The sequence below is a fragment of the Hafnia alvei genome, assembly GCF_900095695.1.
Lineage (GTDB): Bacteria > Pseudomonadota > Gammaproteobacteria > Enterobacterales > Enterobacteriaceae > Hafnia > Hafnia alvei_B.
In genome coordinates this window covers 74,752-98,920 of the sequence record NZ_FMIQ01000003.1, presented here as the reverse complement: position 1 = coordinate 98,920, position 24,169 = coordinate 74,752, and the positions used below count along the sequence as shown (strand labels likewise).

Here is a 24,169-nt window from a genome sequence, read left to right as displayed (position 1 = left end):
TAACGTTAGGTCAGCAGATGACTCAGCATCAGCTCCGCATTTGCGCGAACATCGCTGTATGAAGGATCGTCATAGCTCATGGTCAGCGCCGTTTGCAGCGCCTCTCTTGCCGCAGAAGTTTCCCCCATCGCTTCTAGGCAAACCCCCATCTGATAAACCGGTTCAGGATGACAGGCATCAAGCATTAGCGCATAGCCGTAGTAGTTCATTGCCATTACGTACTCTTTTTGCATCATTAATGCCCCCGCTAAGGCCACGTGAGCGCGCCAACTCCATGGCTGAGACATCACTAACCAGCTGAAATCAATCAGTGCTTGATCGTACAATCCCTCTTGCCAAGCCGCATATCCCTGGGCGTATACCTCTTCAGGATCGAGCGCCATCGCCTGTTTGATAATGGGGGTTTGCCAAATATCTTGGCCGTGTTTATGCGATGTTGAATCCATACAAGAGCTCCATACAATGATCGATTGTTTTGCTATTAACTTGGCAAAACTTACTTTACCGCTGCTTTCGCTGATGAAGCAGTTTGTCAGCCGAAATATCTAACCAACTGTCACCGTCCTTAAGCACCACCGTCGCCCCCATTTTATATAACAGGCGTTCTAACTGATGGCGCTGAGCCGATAGCTGCGGATCAAATACCTCCGTAATAACCAGCATCCTGATGCTTTTGAGCCATAGCATACGGTGGAAAACACGCTGCAAGATCCCCCATAACCTTAACAACGACGATAGGTGCGGTGCGCTATCAAGGACTCGGCTAAAACTGCATAGGATAAGATGGCTATCCTCAACTCGATAAATAAGCTGATAGGGATAAAGCACCACCTGCTGCCCTATCAGCAAGCCACTGCCCGCTAAAAACGTCGGCTGTGGATGTAGCCCTTCATGACGCAGTAGACGCGTAATTTCATCCATTCTGACTCCTGAACCCTAGCGTGAGATTGAGCGCAATACTTGGCTGAATACTTCAACCAAACTGCGCCCCATATCCATCATTTGCTGCATAATCTCACGGGCTTTTATCAGCGTATCATCCAAGGTTTTCGCATAAGACTGCGCCCCTTTATTCTGCAGATCGGCAATGGCTTTCTCTCCATCTGCGTCACGGGTTTTACTACCTGCAACCCAGTTACCAATTCCTCCCGCTATTTGCCCCGTCGCATTTCCTACCGCCATACCGACCTCGCCGAAAGGCGCGCCCGCAACCATTAATAAGCCAGAAAAAATGCCGCCAACAGCACCTGATTTAGCCGCCTCATAGCTGTCATCAATCGCAGTCATACTTTGCTTTAACGTGTTAATTTCCAGCCCCCAACCCAATTCCTGCTTCTTCTGATTATAAAATTGCATGGTGTCGCGCAATTGTTTGGCCAGCATCAGCAACTTGCTCCAGATTTCATCAAACAGCGCAAAAAAAGCGTTTAAATCCATCGGTGCCTTACTTCCGCCTGCGCGAACCGCGTCACTGCCATCAATGTGAGTCGGTTTATTCACCCCGGCAGCCGAGCTACGTTGTGCATCGTTAATGGGTGAATCGCTGACGGGCCATTGGTTTTGGATCTGTATCCGATCGGCTATCCGTAATTGATCGTTCGAATTTCCTATGTTCTGTTGCGCGCTGTTAAGCGGGTTTTGCCCCAATACGGGGGTTATTCCGATATTCGCCATACCACCTCCTCAGGCCCGCGCTCCGGCAATATTTGCCAGCACGGTGCCACAGTTATCAATCGAGTCTGAGGCGCTTCTCATCGCATTCGCGCCATCTTGATAGGCTTCGTTTAATCGTTTTTGCTGTGTTTTCTTACGCTCTTCGGTCCAGCTCTGCATGAAATCAATAAAGCCTTGTTGGACAATCAGCTTTTCAATGGTTCTTTGCAGCTCCGCCGTTCTATTCGCCACGACTGACATAGAGATTTTATTCGCCCCACCCACGCAGGCGCGCGTTGCCAGCAACGCTTTACTGCTACTGTCGCGGATTATGGTGGAAACAATGCTTCGACGGAGCTTCTGTAAAATCGCGTCGCGGAGCTTTTCAGCCACGATCTCTTCGCCTTTGTGGAGTAGCTCTTTACCCGCTGTTTCAACGGCAGTTTTCACCAGCGTTTCGACTCCAGCGCGCGTAAAGCTTTTGCCCATACGCGCAACCATATTCAATTCGGACTCTGCGCTATGCGCCACGGCCTCAATGGCCATATCGCCGATCTCAACCATCTCGCGCTCAACTGCCATGCCAAAGTCTTGACTCAGCATTCGTCCCACTTCCTGCCCGACCTTCTCTGCGAGCACCTTCAGTTCATCTTCAGCACCTTTGGCAACCGCCTCTATCAGCTGCGTACCCATTTCCTTTTCAAGCACCTCTCCAACGGACTTGGTTACCGCTCGAGCCGCCCCAATGCCGCGGCCAATCTGCATAACGTCCAACGCTAATGCCACCCCCTCACAGGTATTTTGTACGATACCTGCCACTTTGATGATTTCACCGCAGGTCTCTTTATCTGCCCCGAGCGCCATCGCCGTTTCTGCACCCGCTTTTACCATTCCAGCAATACCGGCGGAAAAATAAGCCGCACCATCTGCCATCGCCAGAGGATCGGCGGTGACAAAGCCCTCCACTATTTTCAGCACGCCGATAACTGCCTCAACGCCACCGATGATCCAATCAAACACCGCGCTCATGATCCCCGCTTTGCGTGCCTGATCGGCCTGCTCAACCGCCTTGTTGATCTGTTCCTGATATTCCGCCACCTGCTTGTTTCGGAGCTCGGCCTGAAGCTCGGTTGCACGCTCTAGCTGCTTGCAAATAGAACTGGCCGTATTACCGGAGTTGCTTAGCACGAGCTGCGTCATCATCATCGACAACACCATCGGGTCCATCTCCAGCACATCGCGGATCGTGGGGTTACGAGCACCCGCAGTCCCGGCACCGATTAGCCGCTGTAGGGCATTTTCAGCCTGCTGCTGGCTAACGTATTGCTCCCCTTTCAAGCCATCATGTTCCTCATCAAAACCGTATTTGGCGCTAAGACGGTGGCCTAATGCACCGCTGGAAGTGCTCGCGGTTTGCACTGCGATTTTAGGCAGAGTGCCACTAAGCTCTGTTTTGACATCGGGAACACCGTCAATCTGTGTCGAACCACTCATGCTCATCTCCTGCTTTCGCTAAGCCCGCCCGCGCACGTTGGCGAATGTCCGCCTGCTCCATGCCATCACGCTGTTCTCCCTCACGCTCTGTTCCGCACACCAACAACGCTGCTCGAAAGGCTTTGGCCGCCAGCGGGCGGTTACCGCAGGCGAGATAACATTCACCGGCAGCGCAAGGAACTGCCGCCGCCGAAACCCGTATTTGAGCCGCTCGTTCGTAGGCATAAATTGCATCAACCCAAGCCTGCTCGGCCTGACAGCACATACCTAGTTCAAACCAGTAATCAAACGACCATCCGTCGTAAATCGTCAGTACTTTGAATAGCCGCGCTGCCGCGCCATATTCACCGACGTCAGCAAGTTGCTTGGCATAGCGAAACAACACGTCCAGTTCGGGGCTGGCATCTGTGCCCAGCAACATGCGCAATGCGCCGCCACGCTGAAAAAATTGCAGCATTGCCTGCGTTTCTTGGCTTTCCATAGGCAACGTCATCCGAACATCTTCTGCGCAATCATGCTAAGTAAATCCCCCCACTTGCTGAGCAACCCTGTCATTTGAGTGATCACGGCATTGATCTCTTGCGTCATTTTCTGAATGCTTAACTGCCCCTGCGTCATCAGATCGGTGTCACGGTTTGCGCTGTTATCCAGTGCCGCTTTGACGGCCTGTAGAGAGCCCTTATCCAGCCCCTCCGCACCACCATGTGTTTTGATGTAATCATCAATCGTCACACCATCAACGAGGATGCCGTTGTCACGCATATACTTGACGACTTCGTCCGGTACTGGCTTGCGGGTTTTGTCATCCCCCTTCGCCGCCTCGGCAATAACCTCATCCATTCGGTTAGACATATCCTGTGTATTACGCGCACGTTCAGTACTCTTCTTTATATTTCCATAGAGCGAATTAGCGATTTGTTGTAATACCAATGAAAGGTCATTGAGAACAGAATAACCAAACGCGAAAGGGTTATCTTGATCGCTATTATTTCCCGAGATGCCATAGTCATCGACACCCTGTTTTTTCTGCATGGTGTTATTGTTACTGACATAAGGAGATTCAAATATATCTCTAGGCCTAGTTGTAATTTCACCCATAATGTTTTCCTCAGCTACTTATCCGAGTTTGAAATGGCGTAACTTAGCTGTGATTGCACTTTTTTAAGCGCGACACTCAACGTTTTCATATCCCGTCTAGCATTCTGTTCCATACCCTGAATGCCCTCGGGGAACAGGGCTTCCAACTGTCTTAGTTTTTCCCTTGCCTGCGGATCGGTCTCGGCATTGGCAACTAATTCAGCCATTGCACTTTTTATAAAAGTAAAATCCGAAAAAAACTTATCCAGTCGTAAACACTCCCTTTCGATCCGTTTTTTTTCCGCTTCAATATTTATTTTCATAGCGATTCCTTATTGCATTAAAAATTAAATTCTAATACGCATGACCTTTATGATTTTCTTTTAATATTTATTCATGAGTAATGACACTTAATTATTCAGTGAATTTTATTCGGTCATTGTGATAACGAAAGTAAATCACGTTGATAATATCTTCGGCCTGAATGACCGCTTCCAACAATAAGGTGAACTGCTGATATTGCTCTTGCGGCATTGGGTTTTGCATTGCTTCCAGCAGGCGTGATTTCACCGCCGCCAGCGCGGTTAAACGTTCTCGGGTCTGCTCATCAGAATCACGTAGGCGATCTTCTAACTCTGTCAGCGTAGCTATGGCATTTACCCCTCAAAAATTGAATGGGGTGTTAATCAGCGCCCCTTGGTATTTGAGCGTGACCGCCCGATCGTTTAGGGCAACCACTTCGCTGCCGTCAGGAAGCTGGCTTCCCAATCTCAACCGTTCATTATTTTCCAGTATCAGGTAGATCCCCTGTCGACCATGGATAATTGCAGCAATCGGTGAAGGGAAGCGCTGGTTTCCTTCGTTGGACGCCGAGACATTTTGATAGCTCAATGCAATATCGGGAAACTGCTGACGCACTTGGGTTAAGAGCTGATTTAAAATTTGCTGTTGCTCAGTGTCCAGCACCCCGCTGATAACAAACGCTTGCCCCACCGGGGTAACGCTAACGCTGCCCGCTAATCCATCTTGCAGCACCCTGTCGATGATAGCCTTGTCCTGCGCCTCGTAAGGATTGTCAATTTTCCAATGCGTTAGCCCCGGTAACTCAGCGAGCTGTGGTTGAACAATAGCCCAGCGTTTGCCCATCGTAATATCGGCGGTGATGTGCACTTCACCCGGAACAACGCTAGTCACATGCGCATTGACATATCCCGCCTGCGTCAAAATATCACTAACATCCCGGATAAGCTGATCGGTGCAAACCACGCTGTCTCGGTAAAGCACTCCCCACGATTCCAGTTTCAAGCGCGCGGTTTGCAACACGGCGCTGTTTTGGCAGTAGCCTGACAGTTGCAGCGTTCCGTCCTGATCCCAACGAGCCACGGTTTGTGTTAGCCCTTTTTGCCGTAGCAGCGCATCGACTTGTGTGGAGAGGCTTGGAGGTGGCTTAGCGCTATGGTCGCTCCAAGTGACGAATACGCCGACCAGCACGAAAAGCGTTAGCATCAGCATCATTCCCCAGTAAACCGCAGGTAAACCGGTTGGTAGCCGATAGTGCGACAAATTGGCTTCATGGCGACCAAATGCCATCGCCAACCCCATCGTTTGTAATAGTCCCTCATCGGGCAACGGTAAGTTGGTTTTATGCCTTCGGCCATTGACCCTAACGGTCGCGCGTCCCGCATCTACGAACATCTGTCCATCGTTGATAGACAACACCACCTGGCCTTCCCCGTTGAGAGGGATGCAAAGATCGCAGCCATGTTCACCGATGGAGAGTTTCCCATCCTCCAGCCATATTTCTCGACCATGGAGGATGCCGCCAATCAAACGGACTTTTCGCTCGTTACCCATGACTATTATTATCGTCGTTAGCCACCGTCGCCTTAATCAGGAACAGTCGGATAACGCTGTTAGTTTGGTTGCTATCACTGCGAAACAGACGCCCAATAACCGGAATATCTCCCAGCAATGGGATCTTATTTTGCACCTGCATTTGTTTGTCCTGTTTAAAGCCGCCAAGCAGTAAACTTTGCCCCGCTTGCAATGTGGCCTGCGACGCAATCTCCGAGTTTTGAACCTGCGGTAATGGCTCACTTTGGCTCAGTGGTGCATTTTGTTGCCCATCTTGAATATTGAGATTAAGCATAATGTTTTGCTTGCCATGCTCGCTCAGCAGGCGCGGCGTCACCCGGAGTAACGAGCCCGTGGTAATCGACTCCAATTTAGCCACTTTCTCCCCCTCCAACTTGGTATAAAACGTGACGTTTTTATCCAGAACCGCCTGAATGTTATTGAGCGTCACCACCGATGGCTGCGACAAAATATAGGCATGAGAGCTTTTCTCCAACGCGACCAAACGCGCCATAAAGCTTGGCGTGTTGCTAATCACCGTTGAAAAACCGCCGCCGGTATTGCTATCAGGGCCATTAAAAGAGAGCGCGCCACCACCCAGTGATATCGCCGCGCTCCAATCAATACCGAGCTCGCTGATATCACCCGCGTCAACATCAATAATGGTTACCGATATTTCAATCATCTGTGGGCGCTGATCGAGCTCGCTAATAAGCTTGCGGTAACCGGCTATATTGACTGAACGATCGCGCACGATTACCGCATTCTGACGCGGATCGGCAGAAAACATCGGCAGCCCCTGAGTTGCTGGCGAAGAGGATGTCGTAGACGGCGCACTGCTTTGGCTCATATCACGCAGCACGCTGACAATACCCGGCACGACAACCGTTTGATCGCGATACTGGTAACGATCATCCATCGCAGTGGCATATTTCAGTGGATAAACAATTAAGCTCACGGCGTCATCCTGACGCTTTGTCATTTCACCATCCAGCATCGAAGCCAACTGTGTAATGCGGGATAAACAGGCAGGCACGCCGCTGATATCAAGCGCATTCATTCTGGGAACGCGATGGACTTCACAACTGTTTTGCGCGGGCACATCACGATCGCGCAAATAACGAACAAACGTACTGGCAGGTAACGTATTTAACGTGACGATGCGGTGCGTAATTAGCGAGGAGGGATAAATAAATAGCGTATTGCCATCAAGATACGTGGCTAAGTTATATTGCGCGGATATTTTATTTAAAATATCGATTGGTGGAGAGCAAAGAATCACACCATTGAATATATCGGTAATTGAAGGGTCTATAACAACCTGAGTATCATAGTTTTCAGCTAGATTTTGCAATACTGTCGATAGCGGTATTTTTCTTGCCCGCAATGAAAAACTCTCACCTTTCCATGCCAGTGTTTGCCCCTGAGCTAGGGCACAGAAAATCAGCATAGAAAAAAAAGTCGCACAGTTTATTTTCATGCTATTTACCCCGTTCAGTCTTTACTTGGCAAGCGATGACACTGGCTAAGTACCGGGTTAAAGCCAGATGTTTTTCAAGTTCTACCGCCATTATTTCAGCAGCCATATTTTTGCCGTAATAACAACAAAGCCACCCGCCATCTTGGGTTAACTGCAACGCATAATCATGAGTTCCCTGACATCCAGCCAGCACGTTAGTGATATATCTCACAGTTTCTAGAGGAAAATTTTCAAGAGTGTCAAGAAAAATAGCCAGAACCAGAGAGAGCGTACACAAATATCCACGCGCAGCTCGTTCTTCTATTTCCATTAATAGGCACCCATCGCCAGTAGAAATACGGACATTATCGAGTAAAGGGATTTTTTTTAATTTACTCAGCATTGATATGACCTCCTAAATAGCAAAGCCATACTCAGTGTAAAACCCTTAGGTGTACATCAGTAAAAGACCTGATTCCCATTTATATCAACATTGCTATCATATTCACTTACAAATTAACACGGCGACTTCCTCAGTATTTATTACCCTTTTTATATTGAGATAGTTTTGTGCGCTAAATAAAAAGAGTTACGTTGCGAAATTCATTCGTACGTAGAAAAACCTAAGGCATTTCTTTTAAGGCTATTGCCTAAGGATAACAATAATGAAAAGAAAACATTCTTTGGTGGGTAAAATAACGCTACTTATATCCATTAGCCTGCTTATCATATGGCTAATTAGTATGCTCTCTGCCACCTATTTTTCATTAAACCAAAGCCGTCAGCGGTTAATTGAAAATTTATCTCATATTTCCAATCTAAGGGTTGGATTGAGTAATCACCGATTCGAGGGCGCAGAACACGATGCTCAGACATTGGCGTACAGCTATGGCCGATACCATTACGTTTCTGTCGACACACCTGCAGCGATCAAAAATGAAAGTCGCTTTTTCCCTATTGATGCCAGCACCTGTACGCCGCAAAACAGACTGGAGAACGATCTGAGCTTCATTCAAGTCTATGGTACCGCCGGTCAAACTTACTATCTTGATAGTTTTGTTCTCGATCGACGCTATGGCATCTCTTTGTTGCCACCGCGTGAGCATTCGCCTAATTATTTAGCCCGCCGACAAACTGAATTGACACAATTACCTCGTCGCGCAACTCACGACAATCTGTTTTGGGGTAAGCCAGAATATATTGCAGGAGCGGGCTGGAGCGTTCCGATTGCCGCGGCAAACCCGCAGGGTATCCTCGTCGGTTTAACGGTAAAACTTAACGACCTTTTGTCGTATGGGCATCCGGTATCTAGCAACGACATCAGCCTATGGCTGGATCAACACAATCTGATCCTGCCCTTTTCTCACCTGCCAGAAAGTGAATCTAAGCAAATTCAGGCTTTATTGCTTAATACGCCGTTGCACGATGGCTGGCAGCATCTACCGGGGTATCTGGTACTTCGTAGCCAACTAAAAGGCCCCGGTTGGCAACAGGTTATTTTGTATCCGACTAGCGGCGTAATGCAGCGTGCATTGGCCATTGTGGCAAGCCAGTTACCATTCGCCCTCACCACCCTGTTGCTGTTAGCAGGAATGCTGTTCTGGCTACTTCATCGTTATTTGGCAAGGCCACTGTGGGATTTTGTCGATATCATCGGGAAAACGGGGCCAAATTCACTTGCTGCGCGATTACCTGAAAACCGACATGACGAGTTAGGTAGCATTGCACATGCCTATAATTTGCTGCTCGATACCCTGCATGCTCAATACGACAATCTCGAAAATACCGTCGCCGAACGCACGCGGGAGCTGACCGTAGCCAAACAACAGGCCGAACAGGCGAATAAACGTAAAAGTAGCCATCTCACCACGATCAGTCATGAATTGCGCACACCGCTCAGCGGCGCACTAGGGGCCTTAGAGCTGTTACAAATGACGCCCATGAGCGATAAGCAGTCCCAACTCGTCAATACGGCCAGCCAATGTACTCATTCTTTACTCGGAATTATCAATAACCTATTGGACTTTTCACGTATTGAATCTGGGCAACTTTCCCTGCACGTTGAGGAAACTGCGCTGCTTCCTTTGCTAGATCAGGCGATGCATACCATTGAAGGACCGAGCCATACCAAGGGGTTAACCCTAAAAACATTCGTTGGTCACAAAGTGCCGCTGCATGTTGAGGTCGACGGCACGCGTCTGCGACAAATTTTGGTGAACCTGCTGGGAAATGCGCTGAAATTTACCGAAAACGGCGGCATTTGTCTCACCGTTAAGCGCTGCGACGATCGTCTCATTTTTGCCGTCAGCGATAGCGGGCAAGGCATTTCTCCTGCCGATCAAAAAACCGTCTTTGAGCCATTTTTTCAGAGTCAGGGACATATTCAAGGCACCGGCCTTGGGCTGACGATTGCCTCTAATCTGGCCAAAATGATGGGCGGATGGCTTGAGCTACGCAGCTCCTCTGGCTTGGGGACATGCATCTCGTTTCTGCTGCCGCTGGGCTCTTATCGTATGCCTGTGCCTTTGGTTGGTGAAATTGCTGCTCCGCTGGCTTTACACCGGCAGCTTTCGGCCTGGGGTTTACGCTGCGAGATGACAAAGCAAGAGAACATGTTTAGCGCCGATGAACTGAATTTCTTGCCGGGAAAGCTGCGGGATACCGTTATTCAGGTTTTGTCAGGAGAATTAGACGGTGAGGCCGAGCCTTTACCGGTTCAACCTTGGCGACTGCGCATTCTGTTAGTGGATGATGCGGCAATCAACCGAGACATTATTGGCATGATGCTGACCTCGCTAGGCCAAGATGTCAGCATTGCGGCAAACGCAAATGAGGCGTTAATTCAGGGGCAACAGCAGAGCTTTGATCTGGTGCTCATGGATATCCGTATGCCGATGATAGACGGGATGGAATGTGCTCAGCGGTGGCGACAAGATGTCAATAACCTCGATCCCAACTGCATGATCATGGCGCTATCAGCGAATACGGCCCCGGAAGAAATTGCACGCTGCAAACAGGCAGGCATGCAGCATTACCTCACCAAACCCGTCACGCGGGCACAGCTAGCAGATAAGATCGGTATTGCGGCGGAATACCAGCTGCGGCGTGATATTCCGTTGCAAGAACAAGACGCAACCAACGACCCACTGCTGTCGCTCAATGACGCAGGCATACGGCAAAAAATACAGCGATCTCTTCAGGCATTGCTGTGTGAACTTGAACGTCATTTGAATTGCCCAGAGAAAATGTCCACGTTGCTGCATACCTTGAAAGGATGCTTAGGTCAGGCGGGATTAAATCCTTTGGTTTGTATCGTTATTGATATGGAAAACCGTGTACAGCATGGATTGCCGTTATCCGTAGAAGAAATTGCAGAGCTACGCCATGCCTTGGATTTGGCTCTGAACGCTTAAATCAGCTTCAGTCAACGCTACTTTTTATCAAGAGGTAACAAAAATGCACGATCATAAAATCCTGCTTGTCGACGACCATGAACTGATTATTAACGGCATTATTAGCCTGCTTTCACCTTATCCACGCTTCTCGATTACCGCGCATATTGATGACGGCCTAGAGGTATACAACGCCTGTCGGATCCATCAGCCTGATATCGTGGTGCTCGACTTAGGGCTGCCTGGCATCAATGGCATTGATTTAATCCCACAGCTCCACTGTCGCTGGCCACAGATGGCTATTTTGGCATATACCGCCCATATGGAGGAGTTTATAGCCATACGCACCCTTGCCGCGGGTGCAATGGGGTATGTGCTGAAAAACAGCAGTCGTCAGGTGCTGTTAGCTGCACTACAAACCGTCGCCGCAAATAAGCGCTATATCGATCCGGCACTCAATCGTGAAGCGATTAACATTGCGCTGAGCGTTAACCATGATAACGGTGAAATTCTCACACCACGTGAACGGCAAATTCTACGACTTATCGCCGATGGCTACACTAACCGGCTAATCAGCGAGCGCCTGTGCATTAGTGTAAAAACCGTTGAAACACACCGGTTAAATATTATGCGGAAATTAAATGTGCATAAAGTGACAGAACTGCTTAATTGCTCACGCCGCCTTGGCCTGACTGATTAAATATCGTTGTCTTCAGCTTAACGTTAAAGGGAAATATATCCTTTTTTTACCCGATAGTTGCCTGCAACACATTTTTATAACATGCAATTTTCATTAACGCGAAGCTGGAGAACACCATGAGTATGAGCATTATTGGCAACGGGCCAAGCATTAACGAAACACAATTACATGCCATGCTAACCGGAAATGTAAACAATGCGACCAAGCTGGATGGCTGGGATGCTTTCATAAATTTCTTTATTAAATTACTCAATCATCTACCGGGCGTTAGCTTAGAAGATAAAGAAGCCTCTCTGCGCAACATTTACAACAAGATCTATAGTACAGAAAACGCCACAGTCTCCGGCGAGAATACAAAACTATTTGAGCCCATCTGGTTTGCATTAGATAAACTTATTCATCTAATGCAAAAAGATAAAGCTCAAACGATGACCTTTGATATTCAGTGTCCCAATGATGCAGACGGCATGCAATACAATCATCAATCGGGTGAAATACGCTTAAACATCACCATCGATGGATGCCAGCTAGCCGATATATCGTGTACTCATACGAATCTCAATAATGACATGCTATACAGCATTTTAACGAATTACATGCTTCCAAAAATGGATGATAGAAAGGGAGCCTTATCTGGAGTATACCAATTTAATCCCAATATTCTTGGCATCGAAGAAAATGACGTCTATTTTGATCCCATCGCCAAAGCGGCCAACAGTCACGGCTTTAACATTGTCAAAGAAATTGATAAATGCCGTTCATTTTTAGACAAAAACCTTCATAAATGCGTCGTTACCGAAACGAATTTTACTGATGAAGCAGAACAAATAGAGCGTAACCAACGATTGATATCAACGCTACAAACGCTAAAAATGGATGAAAATACGGCAACCACATCGTATAACGTCTTGATTGATGACACCATTAACGAGTTAAACAATCGTCTGATGACACAGCAAGCGTTATATAAAGAAATCAATGCCGAATTTGTTGATTCGTTGGTGCAGAAATGGACTCTCAAGTTAGATCAAAATCAGCCACTGTTAAAGGCAGAAATCAATGAGGATATAACCACGATAACAATGATTGATCCGCGAGCGTTGGACCTGTTTACAGAAGCAGACCGTGATCGTCTTAGCCAACTGCCAGAGCAATTGAAAGTAGTTAGCCAAATCGCTGATTTAAAATCCCAAACGAGCAGTCCAACAGAATTCACCCAGGAATATTTTCCGGCCTTAACAAGCATACTTATTGGCACAGGGTCTGGCCCACTCACAAAAACATTAATGACCCACGGCCAGAAAATCATTGAGCATAAAACTGACACAGAAGACCAAGAAAATATAAATAAACGGCAGCTCCAAGCGTTGACCAAAAAGATGGATAACTTGATAACCCAAGTAAAAACGCTGCCAATGACCAGCCCAGATTCTGATACACAACAAAAACCAGCCATCTCCAACAATACGTCCGGTCAAGCTATACCAGCCATAACATCACAGTTAGCATTATTTAAAAATGAAATTAACCAACAAAACCTACCTCAGGAAAACAAAGTTTCGTTAAGCAATAAAATTGACAATTTAATTGTCCAACATGAAAAAATGAAGATAATTGAAAACAAACTAAATAATTATGAAATCCAAAACACACGGGCAACGAATAAAGACTTAAGGGATATTAACTTTGAAAAAGATAGCGTAATGCCATGCAAACGGCGAAGTGATATTGAACAACGGATCACGGCATTGATAATAAAAAACATTCAATTCGATGAAATCAGTGCAGACTTAATCGGTGTTAAATACAGCATTGCCAGTGTTAATAAAAATCTAGCCGTTTATTCACCTACATTCGAAAGTCGTCTCGCTAGAATTGAGGTTCGAGCGAACGCACTACAACTAGCCGAAGCAGAAAAAAAACCTCTGCTGACCAATATTGCCTCTACTAAAGAGGAACTACTCAAGCTGCAGCAGCGGGATGCGGTATATACCCGAGTTCGGACACTGCTAGAACAGAAAACCTCGTCAGCAGCGCTGTCTGGCGAAAATTGGCGCACGGTATTATCCCAATTACGCCTCGTAATCATCGACCTAAAAAAATTACCTGCCAGCCCCCGTAAATTAGAGCTGGCGAAACAATTTAGCGAAGATGTTAATGCAGCCCTGACTTTACTAGAGCAATTTATCAAAGGGAGTCCGACAGGCCAAGAAAAGGCCCGTTATATGGCTGATAGGGAAAAAGACTATATCTTATTGAGAGATCTGGTGCGTTCAAACAAGCTCCCTAACAATGCTCAACTAGAGGAAAAAATAACCAAAATTAAGCATGAGAATAAGTTTAAATCGACGTCTTTTATGCAAAAACTCCTGAAATAACCCTATCTACTCTTATAAACACGTTATGTTGTAAAAAAACCCGCCAAAGGCGGGTTTTTTATCTATGAGAATGAATAGCCGTATTTAATTCACAATAACTGCTGGCTAAACACCACTTCATCTTCATTCGCGGTTATAGATTCATTCCCCACAGCATAACGCTGTAAGTTGCGGGAAACAGCGCCGGTAACCTCTTCACGCAGCGCTTCGCGCTTACGGAACGCAGAACGATGCTGGCTTTTTACCGTTTCAATATCGCGCTCTGGCTCGCTTTTAGGCAAGCAGTACCATCCTTGCCTATTCAACTCGCCGCCACACTCAAGCCAAAAATTATCGTAGCTCGATTTCAAATGTTGGCTTTTGATATGTGCTTTATTCGCCACACCAGCGATGGTTGAAATATGAAAATGCTGCGCCAGCGCATACAGCGCCGAAATAAGCAGGTTTTTCGGACGCATGCCATGCATCAGCTTGGTCATACTCTTAACGATCTCTGCCCCGTTTTCAGCATTCGGCCCCTGCAATCCGGAGAGGTAAAGCTCACCTTTCGGCCCAAAAGAAAACGTCAGACCATAAACATCTTCTTGGTTTTCATTAAATAGATATAAGCCAAGATCCCCCTCACGAGTGAATCTGGAGCGCATAAGCTTCAACTGAGCAATATCGCCGCTCTTAAGCTCAATATTAGCCAGCACAATGCCGTCGTTGTCTGCTGAATAGAGCGTTTCTAGCGCTTGACGTGAAAAAGCATGTTCAATGATATCCAGCGTTTTCATCGCAGTACGTAGTTTCTGTTTACCAGACCAATTGCGATTGAGGTACTTGTTGACGGGTCTTTTGATGAAAGGATGCGAAATAGTATTCGTCACTGGAGTCAACAATTGAGCACTGTAATATTCATTACACATCTTTTTATATTTGATGTACTCAAACGTTGGCAGTGCCGCGATACGACAACCAAGTTTAACGGAATCATAGCCCGTATTCAGTGAACGCCACAGCCCACTTTGGCGCCGCCATTTTTTGAGAAAGCTCATATTGGCCCCAACAAATTAGTGATAATTAGAGATCCCAGCTGCAGATGGCTCCCTGAGGTAAAAACCCAAAAAACGGGAGAGACTGGAAGTGGTTTAGCTATAAGTTTGAGCTATGAAAATTCAACGAAACATAAACAGAAAGAGATTTGACGGGGTGTAGTACCGATACAGAGGGAAGATGATGAAACAATCCCTTACCACAGATGAAAATATCGAAACATTCTGCGGTGATTAATATTTCGTCCAGCAGGAAAAAAACTTAGGGTTCATCCATGAACCCGTTCAGGTTATGCCGCAAGCGCCTCTACGATTTTCCTCAGCTGCATTTCTTGCTGCTGACTAAGCTCACGCGCGGCAGAATGCCCTTGGTTCTGAATAATCATCTCGCTTAACCCCACCAGCCAATCATAAATATAAAAACCCGTATTGTTCGATGGAGTCGCGGAAAGCTTAGTTAAACGTTGGGATTTGTCCCACCCCGCAGCGTTCATGGCTGGCGGTTTGGCAAAGATCTTTTGCCCACGATTCACGCGACTATCCGGCTTTTCCGCTTCAGCAACGCTATGAAATCCTAACCACGCCACAAAATTACCTAATACGCCGAGTACGTGCGACACGTGTCGATCGGCCAGCATCTGATAATCAGCGCCGGTCAGCTCAGTGTTAAATACCGTCTGCGACAGCGAACGCGGGATCTCCATGCGCACGCTGGCCGTGATTAGCTCTTGCAAAAGAAGCTCCAGCTCCGGCTTTGCAACGCCAAGTAGCGTTAATAACGCGCCGTTCTCAGATAGATTACGTAGATGGTTCACCCAATATTGATAGGTCTGGGTGGCAAAATTACCCACAGGTAACGCTTGTTGCTCTGCCGCGTTTGGCTCGCTCACCGTATCCGCCACCAGATCAATATTCATTTCAATACCAAACGGATCGTTATTCATCATGGGTAACGCGTTTTCGCCGCCGTTCGCCGCTGACTCAGTGACAAATCGTTGCTGTAGCCGTTGCTGCAAATAAAGGCGTCGAAGCTCATCACGCGTTGGCAGCAGCCGTTCCAGCAGTTCCCCATGCACGCCGGTACGCGTTTGCAGGGTTTTCAGCAGAGTCTGTGCAATGCGCTGTTTTTCTTGCCCTTCTTGTTGCTCATTCAATAACAACCAATTTCCTAACAGATTCTCGGTCAGATCTCGGCGCAGCGCCTCTAGCTTTATCGTTAACTGCCTTAGCGTTGCGTCACTGTTTGCCTCGGAGGCTAAGTAGTCCACCATGCGGCGCACGCCGCTTTTATCCGTGACCAACATTGACCCCCAGTTATCACCGGGTAAACCAACATGGCGCTGCACGGCCTCATCGTAGTTTTTACCCTGCGTAACCCGCTGGTCGAAAGCGGTCAACGCCCAAATCAGCGTTGGCTTACGCTGTTCTGCATCACCGCGCATACCTTTCGCCCAATGAGCCAAAACTTTGCCCACTCGGTGGGTTTGAGATCGTGCCGTTGCCGCCGTGCACACCATTAATGCGGCCATCTGCTGATTATCGGTATAGCGCTCAAGGAATCCATAAACCTTGGCTTGCTGCAAAACGTGAAGCAGCGAACGTGCGGGTTCAAATTCACTTTCAAGAGACTGCCCTAAACCGGGGATATCCAGCACGTCTATTGGCTGAAACTGAGCTTCACGCGACATACTTGCCAGCGGCAGCGTTATCTCACGCGCCAGTATCGCTAGCTCAGAAATGGACAACTCAACGGGCTTCATCGCTCTTCCCTTCACCAGCGGACAAACTTGTACGCTAAAATCGAGCGGCGAATTTGCGTTGTCTAACACGTCAACGCTGAGCACGCCTTCCGTCGGCAACTGCATACTATCAACCAGAACACTGAGCGGAGCAGCAACGCGCTCAACGCTGGATAAGCGCTGCAAGATATGGCCCAAGCCAACGTACGCTGCGGTCAGTTCTTCCTGCTCAGACCATAGTAACGAGAATAGGCGAGCGCGGTTATCCACGCTCAAATACGGCACCAGCCGCACAGCCGAAGGCCAAAAATAGCGATCCAGCGTTTTCCCGCGTGAGCCAATGCGGTGATTCACCGCATCCCATAGCGCAACCGCATCCTCTTCGCTAAATCCGGCAACAGGCTCTGGCAAGCATAGTGCAGACAAGGCGGAAAGGTGCTCGGCAATAAGCCCCTCGTCATACTCTTGGGCAGCATCATCCGTTGCAAAGTCATGAATAAAAGCATCAACCATAACTTTCGCCAGCTCATGCTCAGCCAGCATGGCGATCTCTATCGGGTAATCATGGTTATTGAGGCCGGGCCGATGAGTGAATCTTGTTACCACCCCACAGGCCTGATTCCCCGGATTGATATGAGTATCAAAATCCAGCGTGCGCCCTGCCAGATTCAAGGCTAACCGGCCAGACTCATCCGCCGCGAGCGCGCCTATCAGATGGGATTTTCCCGCCTGCGAGAGGCCAAAAAAACCGATACTTGGCAAATGCTGCGGCAGTTCTTGCATCGACGCAGCCTGATACCGGCAGCGATGTAGTTTTACACGCAGGCTGTCAGCCTCAATATTTAATCTTGGCGAGTGCTGACGGGCGTTTTCTAACCAATCAAGCGCCTGATCGACATGGTGCGTGATAACCTGAAGTTGGTTGTTAATTTGTTTTGAATTCAATGGTTTCATTGGCTAAATACGCTCCCACTATCGATCCAATAATGGGTGCTATCCGATAAGGTATTCAGTTTTAGTTTTAAGTGATGTAGAGGCACGGGAGTGCCGTCATCCAGCGTCACTTCAGCCAGTTTAAAGCGCTCAGGGCCTTGTTCTGGGGTTTCCGCTTCGATAGCTAATCTCACGTGTAGCACGCTCTCGCCCGCCACTTTGCGCGCCAGTTGTTGGTCAGCAATAGATAAGCGATACAACGGCGATGCGGGCCAACGATCGTTGTCGAGCTGGCGGAACCCCAAGCACACAGGGCCACGCATTTGGAAAGAACCGTCACTCGGTAGCTCAAAATCCGGGTTATCGAGATCGATATCGCTATAACAAACATCGCTGGTCATTAATGTCTGATTACCATCCAACATGCCGAGATAACACACCGTCGAGTAGGGCTGGAAATCTCCGGCTTTGCAGTTAAAGCTCGCCAAGCGCAGATTCACCGCCAGTAAGCAGAGCATTGCCCCCACCGCAGCGGTAGATTTCGGGTTATCAATGCGTCCGCGCTTATTAAACGGATACCATTCACTGGTGTGATAGCCCTCAAGCGGCAAAATGCGGTTAATCGGCAACGGCTGCAAATGGCGGAATAGCGCCTGGATGCCGGGAAAGCGCGAAGGGCGCCCCGTCAGGAGCAATACATCGCAGGAGTACAGCGCAACCACTTCGCACAGTGAACGCAGATGCTGCGTGATACGCATGCGCGGAGATAAGAACTCCGCGTGGAGTTTGCTTAACTTGATGATCAGCGGAACCTGCAAAATATCAAAAGGTACCGCATCAGCGGGCTGAGCACGCTGTACGCTGTTATTAATATATTCCTGCACTTTATCCGTTGGCAGTTGAGACAGAAGCTCGCCAAAGGTTGCATCGATTTCAGCGGCGGTATCTAAGGGATCGTAACGTTCGTAAGACTCAAGAATAGCGCGCCCAATCGGGCTAAATACCTGCAACGTTGCCTGCTGGCGTAGCGCAGAAATACTGCCGTCGCCAAACAGCTTGTTCATCAGCTCATCACTGTCGGCAACCTCTGCCTTCCGGCACGCATTCTGCAAGGCAGGCAGCACATATAAGCGAATGACATCTAACAAAATATCGTCGCCTGCTAGCTTGAAGCCTTCTCGGAAGAGCAGACGCGGAATAATTTTCACGTTGCTGCCAGCGCCATCGTCCAAACGGTACTGGGTGATCGCTAAATCGGTGGTGCCGCCGCCAATATCAATCGACGCAATACGCAGCGTTTTTCCGGCAACTTCACCTTCAGCCAGCTCGCGGTCGGTTCGCGCTTGGCTAGCAAAAAACTCTTCGCTACAGCCGCCAAAATTAACCTGAGTTTCGTTATACAGATACACCATTTGCCCACAGGTGGCTTCGTCCCACTCCATCTGCACGTCAGGCACCGGCACCGTGCTTTCTGCCCGATCTGCCTCGCTGGAGAAATCGTGGTCAGCCGGATGCCAGCCCATGCTTTTCCACACCAAGCCAATGGCCTGATACATCCGCCGACGGAAGATTTCACGCTCAGGTTTTGGCATGGCAGAAGGCAGAGTCAAAATAATGCTGCGCAGCTGGCGAGGCGCTGAGGAATGCGTCATTTTCAGGCGTTGGGCGACGCTGTTTATCTGCATCAGCGCCTGTGACAATAGCTCAGATAGCATAAACGTCATCAGCGAGCTGCGGCTGTAGTGAGCTGAAAATACCGGTAAACGCTCATCTAATGGCTGGTCGTAGAGTGGCTGCCCTTGGTCGTTTAACAAAAACGTCAACGGCAGTGCGGTCGCAGACGGCTCTTGTTGGGCTTGGTTCAGCGCATTAAAGCGCCAGCCGTGCAGGTACTCTTCTTCATCCCATAGATAGCGACGTGGGCTTGAAAGCCCGGTTGAGCCTTCGGTGCCCATTCTCTGCGATGCCATGCGGCTGGCTTCTCGGCCAACACGTACAATCGATGGCCACACGAATGCCTGTTCGCGACCGCTTTCTACAGAAAAATTACGCTTACCAAACTCAGCCTGAGAAAACTCAACGCGGCTATCAAACAGCTCGTTATACACATAGTGCGGCTGGCTTAGGTCACGCAGATTCAATTCGTAGGTTTGCTTCAGACCATTGAGTTCATCAAGATGATCTTCAACCAAAATTCCGCAGGTGTGAGAGTTCCCAACATCCATAATCAAATCGACATGCACAGTGGGCTCTTGCAGCGTGCTGGTATTGAGCTTGATAGTGGGAACATTAAGCTGCTTGCCTAACAGATACAGGATATTGAGGTAGTGCGCCTGATACTCAAACTCACGTAGCGCGGTTTGGACACCGACAGAGTGTCGGTCTTCCTGTTGTATCACTTGCTGGGTGAAGACCTCGCGTAGCCAGCCATCCACCCAAGTCAGGTCAAGAAATTCAGCCAACTCTTCACTGCGATAGGCCAGCGCAAAACCCGCACCGCTTTTAACATCATTTTCGCTGGGTTGTAGAGATTCATGACTGTGGCCATCGGCGGAAATAGCCGTATCAAATGCCATGCATACGCGATAGGTATTCCCGTCTCGATCGGGCTTATCTAACGCTAAAACCTGCATTCTTGCCCAGTTATCTGGCCCACCTAAAAACGTGCGCGGAGGGTTGAAGCGGAAAAAAGGCAAAGGCAGCCATATCCCATCCAGCAATTGCAGCGACTGCTCCAACGAAATGCTCGATTCCGGCTTGACCCGTTCCGGCGGTGTGCCTGCTGGCGCGGGCAGCCAGTAAGTATCGCTTTCAGCATTGTGCAATAAGCGCAGCAGGGGGCCATTCGCCGTTTGGCGTACAAATTTGCCTGGGAGCTCCGCCGAGAAAGTGGGCTTGAGGGCAAAATCCAAAAACTGAATGCCGCTGTTCTGAATGAGCGCAACCTGATGCTTGTAATCGGTGATGGTGGCTAACATGGTTTTATTCATCCATTTTTACTGAGATGACTTGCTGATGCGCGTCATATTGATTGGCAAGATAGTGTCGGCGTCATAGCGCCCATTGCAGTCAGCCACGTCGTTTTCACCCGATTTACAAATCAGCTGTGGAATTTTGTAACGCGAGCCGTCGCTGCATTTGGCTTTAGTGCGGCTATCTATCACTAAGCTTCCCGAACTCATGAGACCCACGGTGACATTGGCATTACAGCTGATGCCATCGCCATGGATGATTTTCACGCTGCCTTTGCTGTTTTTAATTTGATAAACCAAGCTGGGTGGTTTGCCAAGGCGCGGGGTTTTAATGTCCAGACTGGCACGCCATTTGCCATTCATAAAACGCGTCGAACCTAATTTCACCGCCTCAGCGGGCATCACTAGTGCGTCGGCGGATACCGTTGTTTTTTGCACGTCAACAGGCTTCACCTCGGGCGTTTTTACCACTTCAACCACCGGCGTTGGTGTTGGTGCGGCTATCTGGGCAACGGGTAAATGTGTTTTTGGTGCAGCGACACGGGATGGCAGAGCGCGCTTTTCACTCTCAGGGGCTGTTTGCTTTACCGTCTCCGAGGCTTTCACCACCGGTTTAGGCGCATCGCCTTTTGCACGGATTTGGAAGAAAAGTATGCCCAACACCACCAGCGCCAGCGGTAACCACCACAGCTGACGCCAGTCTCGGCGGCGCACCACTTTGCTGGGTTCAACCGCTGCCGTATTGTTATTCTGCGGTGCGGGTTCGGTTGGCGTCGGTGTGGGTATAGCGATAGGTTGCGGTGTTTCAGGGATTCTATTTTTGCTGGTCGCAGCGTCACTCTGCGTGGCTCTCAGACAATCAAAAGCATCGGCTCTGGATTTTTTATCCAGATTCACAAAGCCCCAAAAAGTCAGTACGGGTTTGCCATCCACCAAGAAGACATGATTAGCGCCGGGGAACTGCATGGCTTTCGCCAATAAAATACCAAACAGACGCAACGCCGATTTCTCTGACAGTTGAGCCTTCTGGCTGAGTTCATTAACCGTTTGCTGGCAATCCTCTAGCTGGCGCAGCGCAGAGGCGCGCTCTTCATCGCTCGCAGCGATCCACGAGGTTATTTTCCCTGAGGTAGGCGCGTACCAATCAATGCGATCGCCGCTTTCATTAGGCTGTGGGACTGCCAACATATCGGCAATACGTTGCTGATGACGCAGGCGTAGCGTTTCTCTTAGCTGTAGCGCTGAAGCGTAAACAGGCTGGCCGTTTTCGCCTAACGCGAGAAAATCATCCAAGCTGCCGCTGCGTAATAATTGTTTTGCCACGAATTAACCCTTTGATAGACGTCTGACTACAACAGCTACTTTAAGATCTTCTCTCGGCAATCAAACGGTCAAAAAAGTGGCTAAAATGGCGGGTGCTAAGCCAATCAATTCACAGACTTGTGCTTTACTTTAGTCATTCTAGGCAAGCTCTACCCTCTTTCACTCCAAACATCTGGCTGAATGGGCGAATCATTTCCTTCACTTTAAATTAATCTTAGATCTATTCATTTCTGAAATCTGCGCCACATAGGCTATGCTCCACTCAGAGCAAGACAAATGCATTATTTCGTACGTAATAAGCATTCACAGATGAAATTATTGGCCATTGAAGGCCGCTTCAATATCCATCAGGAGAAAGGTTTGTCCGATACCCCCGCAGTGCCCCAGTGCAGCCGACGATTTACTCCGCAAAGGATTATTAATATCTGCTTCTTTGCTGTCTTCATTTTTACATCGTTGCTTTTCTGGCGTCAGGGGCAAGTGCTGAACAATGGCTATCAGGCAAGCCAACTAAACCGACTGGAGAACGTGAGCGCACAGCTTGGAAGTCGCATGCAGTTTCGTTTGGATAACCTGCTTTTCTTACGTAATTACATGCGCTATATGCTTTCTCAGCCCATCATGCCGGAGCAAAAACGGCTGCTTGAAGCTGAAATGGCTACGTTGCGCGTGCAAGATATCTGGCAAACTGGCCATGCTCATTCGGCGTCACCGCCGATCAATGGGATTGGTGATAGTCAAATTGGTTTACTCCCCTCAAGCGACCGTCCGAATAACGATCTGTGGCTAACAGAACTCAATGCCGCGATGCGTCTAAAAGCGTTGCTGCCGCTCACCAATCTTAATCAGGCATTACAGCCGCGGATTTACTATATCTCGCGCTCGGGCTTCTACTTGTCTTCTACGCCGCCACGGGATAAGTCGCTGATTTCAGGTCTGTATACGCATATGTTGGCGCGCCCTTACTTCCCAATGACGGCACCAGAAGCCAATCCACACCGAAAAGCATTTTGGAGCCGCATGTTTGACAACCAGCAAGATGGGATGCTGATCAGTGCAACTGCGCCTGTCGATTATGGCGATCGTTGGTGGGGGATTTTGGGGATGGATTTCTCGATTAAGCGATTGAACTACTATCTGCAAGCGGCGTTGCCTTCCCATCCGCACAGCGTTTTTATGTTGTACGACAGTCACTTTGAACCGATTACATCTTCCGATAAAAGCTGGTATCGAGGTAAATACTTTTCGGAGGCGCAGCGCCTTTCGCTGCAACAAGCCGTATTAAAGCAAAGCGAAGGTACAACCCGTATCGGAACCAGCTTTGTGACATTTACCCGCATGGAAAACCCGAATATCACCTTGATTAGCCTGCAATCCTTGCGTCAGGGCCTGCAGGATCAATATGGCCGCATCAGCCTGACGCTGGTCGCGCTGTGGTGCCTCTTTGTTATCACCCTGATCGGCACCCATTACGTCATATCGCGGCTAGTACGCAATATGGAAACCTTACAAAATCAGCTGAGCTGGCGCGCGGAACACGATCCGCTTACCGAACTACTCAACCGTAGAGGTTTCTTTGATAAAGCCGAAGAGATAACGCGCAGAGGCCAGTGCTACGGACGTTCCATGGCTATTATTCAGGTCGACTTGGATAAGTTTAAGAATATCAATGATGTTTATGGCCACCACGTTGGCGATCTGGCGCTTAAACATGCCGCAGACACGATGACATCAATGCTACGCAAGCAGGACATCATTGGCCGTATTGGCGGCGAAGAGTTCTGCATCATGCTGCCAAACACCGTGCTTTCTGAGGCGGTGGCGATTGCTGAACGTATTCACGCACAGTTTAATCGCCAAAATTTGGCACTTTCTGACGGAAGAACCGTAGAAGTGACCGCATCAATGGGGGTTTCTGCTTGTTCTGGCACGACAGGTTGCAGTATAGAAAGCCTGCAGTCGCAGGCTGATAAACGCCTGTATAAAGCGAAAACGGCAGGACGTAACCAAGTTTGTGCCAGCGATATGGATGCATAACCGGTCAGCGACGTGTCGATAAAAGTGACCCCGATCACGTTTTGTATCTGCATGAATTATATAAATATTCATGCAGATTTATTTTCCTTTCAAGAAACTTCTTAGCCGTAGATATATTTAAACT

The 24,169-nt window shown here is 48.6% G+C and carries 19 protein-coding genes; 4 read left to right on the top strand and 15 right to left on the bottom strand.

The features are described 5' to 3' along the window. Positions 1 to 5 precede the first annotated feature (5 nt). The 11 genes from BN1044_RS00585 to BN1044_RS00535 form a co-directional block, all read right to left on the bottom strand. Positions 6 to 446, bottom strand: coding sequence for a SycD/LcrH family type III secretion system chaperone (locus BN1044_RS00585; RefSeq protein ID WP_072307105.1), 441 nt, complete (start codon positions 444 to 446; stop codon positions 6 to 8). Positions 447 to 501: 55 nt separating this feature from the next. Beyond that, positions 502 to 921 (bottom strand): type III secretion system effector protein SseE, encoded by a 420-nt coding sequence (locus tag BN1044_RS00580; protein WP_072307104.1) that lies wholly within the window; start codon positions 919 to 921, stop codon positions 502 to 504. A 15-nt stretch (positions 922 to 936) separates the two neighbouring features. Next, positions 937 to 1,674 carry a type III secretion system translocon protein SseD gene (locus tag BN1044_RS00575; RefSeq protein ID WP_168780305.1) on the bottom strand — a complete coding sequence of 246 codons (738 nt, stop codon included), beginning with the start codon at positions 1,672 to 1,674 and terminating at the stop codon, positions 937 to 939. A gap of 9 nt (positions 1,675 to 1,683) precedes the next feature. Continuing rightward, positions 1,684 to 3,147 (bottom strand): type III secretion system translocon subunit SseC family protein, encoded by a 1,464-nt coding sequence (sctE, locus tag BN1044_RS00570; RefSeq protein WP_081329502.1) that lies wholly within the window; start codon positions 3,145 to 3,147, stop codon positions 1,684 to 1,686. Continuing rightward, positions 3,125 to 3,640, bottom strand: coding sequence for a CesD/SycD/LcrH family type III secretion system chaperone SscA (gene sscA / locus BN1044_RS00565; RefSeq protein WP_247650353.1), 516 nt, complete (start codon positions 3,638 to 3,640; stop codon positions 3,125 to 3,127). Before sscA ends, sctE begins: the two co-directional genes overlap by 23 nt. Next, positions 3,637 to 4,179: a type III secretion system translocon protein SseB gene (locus BN1044_RS00560; RefSeq protein ID WP_139130861.1), complete on the bottom strand. Its 543-nt coding sequence runs from the start codon at positions 4,177 to 4,179 to the stop codon at positions 3,637 to 3,639. The genes sscA and BN1044_RS00560 overlap by 4 nt, the downstream gene beginning before the upstream one ends. Before the next feature lie 80 nt (positions 4,180 to 4,259). Next, the gene (locus BN1044_RS00555) at positions 4,260 to 4,547 is read right to left on the bottom strand and encodes a hypothetical protein (RefSeq protein WP_072307102.1); all 288 of its coding nucleotides are present in this window, start codon (positions 4,545 to 4,547) and stop codon (positions 4,260 to 4,262) included. A gap of 91 nt (positions 4,548 to 4,638) precedes the next feature. Continuing rightward, complete coding sequence (locus tag BN1044_RS00550) at positions 4,639 to 4,866, bottom strand: EscE/YscE/SsaE family type III secretion system needle protein co-chaperone (protein ID WP_211095740.1); 228 nt, start codon at positions 4,864 to 4,866, stop codon at positions 4,639 to 4,641. Positions 4,867 to 4,887: 21 nt separating this feature from the next. Further along, the gene (sctD, locus tag BN1044_RS00545) at positions 4,888 to 6,078 is read right to left on the bottom strand and encodes a type III secretion system inner membrane ring subunit SctD (protein ID WP_072307100.1); all 1,191 of its coding nucleotides are present in this window, start codon (positions 6,076 to 6,078) and stop codon (positions 4,888 to 4,890) included. After that, positions 6,071 to 7,558, bottom strand: a complete 1,488-nt coding sequence (locus BN1044_RS00540) for an EscC/YscC/HrcC family type III secretion system outer membrane ring protein (RefSeq protein WP_072307099.1) — start codon at positions 7,556 to 7,558, stop codon at positions 6,071 to 6,073. The genes sctD and BN1044_RS00540 overlap by 8 nt, the downstream gene beginning before the upstream one ends. 1 nt (position 7,559) lies before the next feature. After that, complete coding sequence (locus BN1044_RS00535) at positions 7,560 to 7,940, bottom strand: pathogenicity island protein (protein WP_072307098.1); 381 nt, start codon at positions 7,938 to 7,940, stop codon at positions 7,560 to 7,562. Positions 7,941 to 8,202: 262 nt separating this feature from the next. On the opposite strand from BN1044_RS00535, the gene BN1044_RS00530 reads away from it, so the two are divergent. The 3 genes from BN1044_RS00530 to BN1044_RS00520 all read left to right on the top strand — a co-directional run bounded on the left by BN1044_RS00530 (position 8,203) and on the right by BN1044_RS00520 (position 14,007). Continuing rightward, complete coding sequence (locus tag BN1044_RS00530) at positions 8,203 to 10,950, top strand: two component system sensor kinase (RefSeq protein WP_081329501.1); 2,748 nt, start codon at positions 8,203 to 8,205, stop codon at positions 10,948 to 10,950. Between the two features lie 43 nt (positions 10,951 to 10,993). Continuing rightward, a complete protein-coding gene (locus BN1044_RS00525; protein ID WP_072307096.1) occupies positions 10,994 to 11,629 on the top strand; it encodes a two component system response regulator in 636 nt (211 codons plus the stop codon). Positions 11,630 to 11,745: 116 nt separating this feature from the next. Beyond that, the gene (locus BN1044_RS00520) at positions 11,746 to 14,007 is read left to right on the top strand and encodes a hypothetical protein (protein WP_072307095.1); all 2,262 of its coding nucleotides are present in this window, start codon (positions 11,746 to 11,748) and stop codon (positions 14,005 to 14,007) included. 89 nt (positions 14,008 to 14,096) lie between these two features. On the opposite strand, the gene BN1044_RS00515 is transcribed toward BN1044_RS00520, so the two are convergent. The 4 genes from BN1044_RS00515 to BN1044_RS00500 form a co-directional block, all read right to left on the bottom strand. Continuing rightward, the gene (locus BN1044_RS00515) at positions 14,097 to 15,044 is read right to left on the bottom strand and encodes a VirK/YbjX family protein (protein ID WP_072307094.1); all 948 of its coding nucleotides are present in this window, start codon (positions 15,042 to 15,044) and stop codon (positions 14,097 to 14,099) included. A gap of 287 nt (positions 15,045 to 15,331) precedes the next feature. Continuing rightward, the gene (locus BN1044_RS00510) at positions 15,332 to 17,734 is read right to left on the bottom strand and encodes a putative virulence factor (protein ID WP_072307093.1); all 2,403 of its coding nucleotides are present in this window, start codon (positions 17,732 to 17,734) and stop codon (positions 15,332 to 15,334) included. Next, positions 17,731 to 20,691: a virulence factor SrfB gene (locus BN1044_RS00505; protein ID WP_072307092.1), complete on the bottom strand. Its 2,961-nt coding sequence runs from the start codon at positions 20,689 to 20,691 to the stop codon at positions 17,731 to 17,733. Before BN1044_RS00505 ends, BN1044_RS00510 begins: the two co-directional genes overlap by 4 nt. Before the next feature lie 18 nt (positions 20,692 to 20,709). Beyond that, positions 20,710 to 22,008: an SrfA family protein gene (locus tag BN1044_RS00500; RefSeq protein ID WP_072307091.1), complete on the bottom strand. Its 1,299-nt coding sequence runs from the start codon at positions 22,006 to 22,008 to the stop codon at positions 20,710 to 20,712. Positions 22,009 to 22,317: 309 nt separating this feature from the next. On the opposite strand from BN1044_RS00500, the gene dgcQ reads away from it, so the two are divergent. After that, positions 22,318 to 24,045 (top strand): cellulose biosynthesis regulator diguanylate cyclase DgcQ, encoded by a 1,728-nt coding sequence (gene dgcQ, locus BN1044_RS00495; RefSeq protein ID WP_168780304.1) that lies wholly within the window; start codon positions 22,318 to 22,320, stop codon positions 24,043 to 24,045. Positions 24,046 to 24,169: the final 124 nt, after the last annotated feature.

Bases quoted from the DNA above. Each gene is read 5' to 3' on its own strand.
- BN1044_RS00585 (WP_072307105.1), bottom strand. From the start codon at position 446: ATGGATTCAACATCGCATAAACACGGCCAAGATATTTGGCAAACCCCC.
- BN1044_RS00580 (WP_072307104.1), bottom strand. From the start codon at position 921: ATGGATGAAATTACGCGTCTACTGCGTCATGAAGGGCTACATCCACAG.
- BN1044_RS00575 (WP_168780305.1), bottom strand. From the start codon at position 1,674: ATGGCGAATATCGGAATAACCCCCGTATTGGGGCAAAACCCGCTTAAC.
- sctE (WP_081329502.1), bottom strand. From the start codon at position 3,147: ATGAGTGGTTCGACACAGATTGACGGTGTTCCCGATGTCAAAACAGAG.
- sscA (WP_247650353.1), bottom strand. From the start codon at position 3,640: ATGACGTTGCCTATGGAAAGCCAAGAAACGCAGGCAATGCTGCAATTT.
- BN1044_RS00560 (WP_139130861.1), bottom strand. From the start codon at position 4,179: ATGCAGAAAAAACAGGGTGTCGATGACTATGGCATCTCGGGAAATAAT.
- BN1044_RS00555 (WP_072307102.1), bottom strand. From the start codon at position 4,547: ATGAAAATAAATATTGAAGCGGAAAAAAAACGGATCGAAAGGGAGTGT.
- sctD (WP_072307100.1), bottom strand. From the start codon at position 6,078: ATGGGTAACGAGCGAAAAGTCCGTTTGATTGGCGGCATCCTCCATGGT.
- BN1044_RS00540 (WP_072307099.1), bottom strand. From the start codon at position 7,558: ATGAAAATAAACTGTGCGACTTTTTTTTCTATGCTGATTTTCTGTGCC.
- BN1044_RS00535 (WP_072307098.1), bottom strand. From the start codon at position 7,940: ATGCTGAGTAAATTAAAAAAAATCCCTTTACTCGATAATGTCCGTATT.
- BN1044_RS00530 (WP_081329501.1), top strand. From the start codon at position 8,203: ATGAAAAGAAAACATTCTTTGGTGGGTAAAATAACGCTACTTATATCC.
- BN1044_RS00525 (WP_072307096.1), top strand. From the start codon at position 10,994: ATGCACGATCATAAAATCCTGCTTGTCGACGACCATGAACTGATTATT.
- BN1044_RS00520 (WP_072307095.1), top strand. From the start codon at position 11,746: ATGAGTATGAGCATTATTGGCAACGGGCCAAGCATTAACGAAACACAA.
- BN1044_RS00515 (WP_072307094.1), bottom strand. From the start codon at position 15,044: ATGAGCTTTCTCAAAAAATGGCGGCGCCAAAGTGGGCTGTGGCGTTCA.
- BN1044_RS00510 (WP_072307093.1), bottom strand. From the start codon at position 17,734: ATGAAACCATTGAATTCAAAACAAATTAACAACCAACTTCAGGTTATC.
- BN1044_RS00505 (WP_072307092.1), bottom strand. From the start codon at position 20,691: ATGTTAGCCACCATCACCGATTACAAGCATCAGGTTGCGCTCATTCAG.
- dgcQ (WP_168780304.1), top strand. From the start codon at position 22,318: ATGAAATTATTGGCCATTGAAGGCCGCTTCAATATCCATCAGGAGAAA.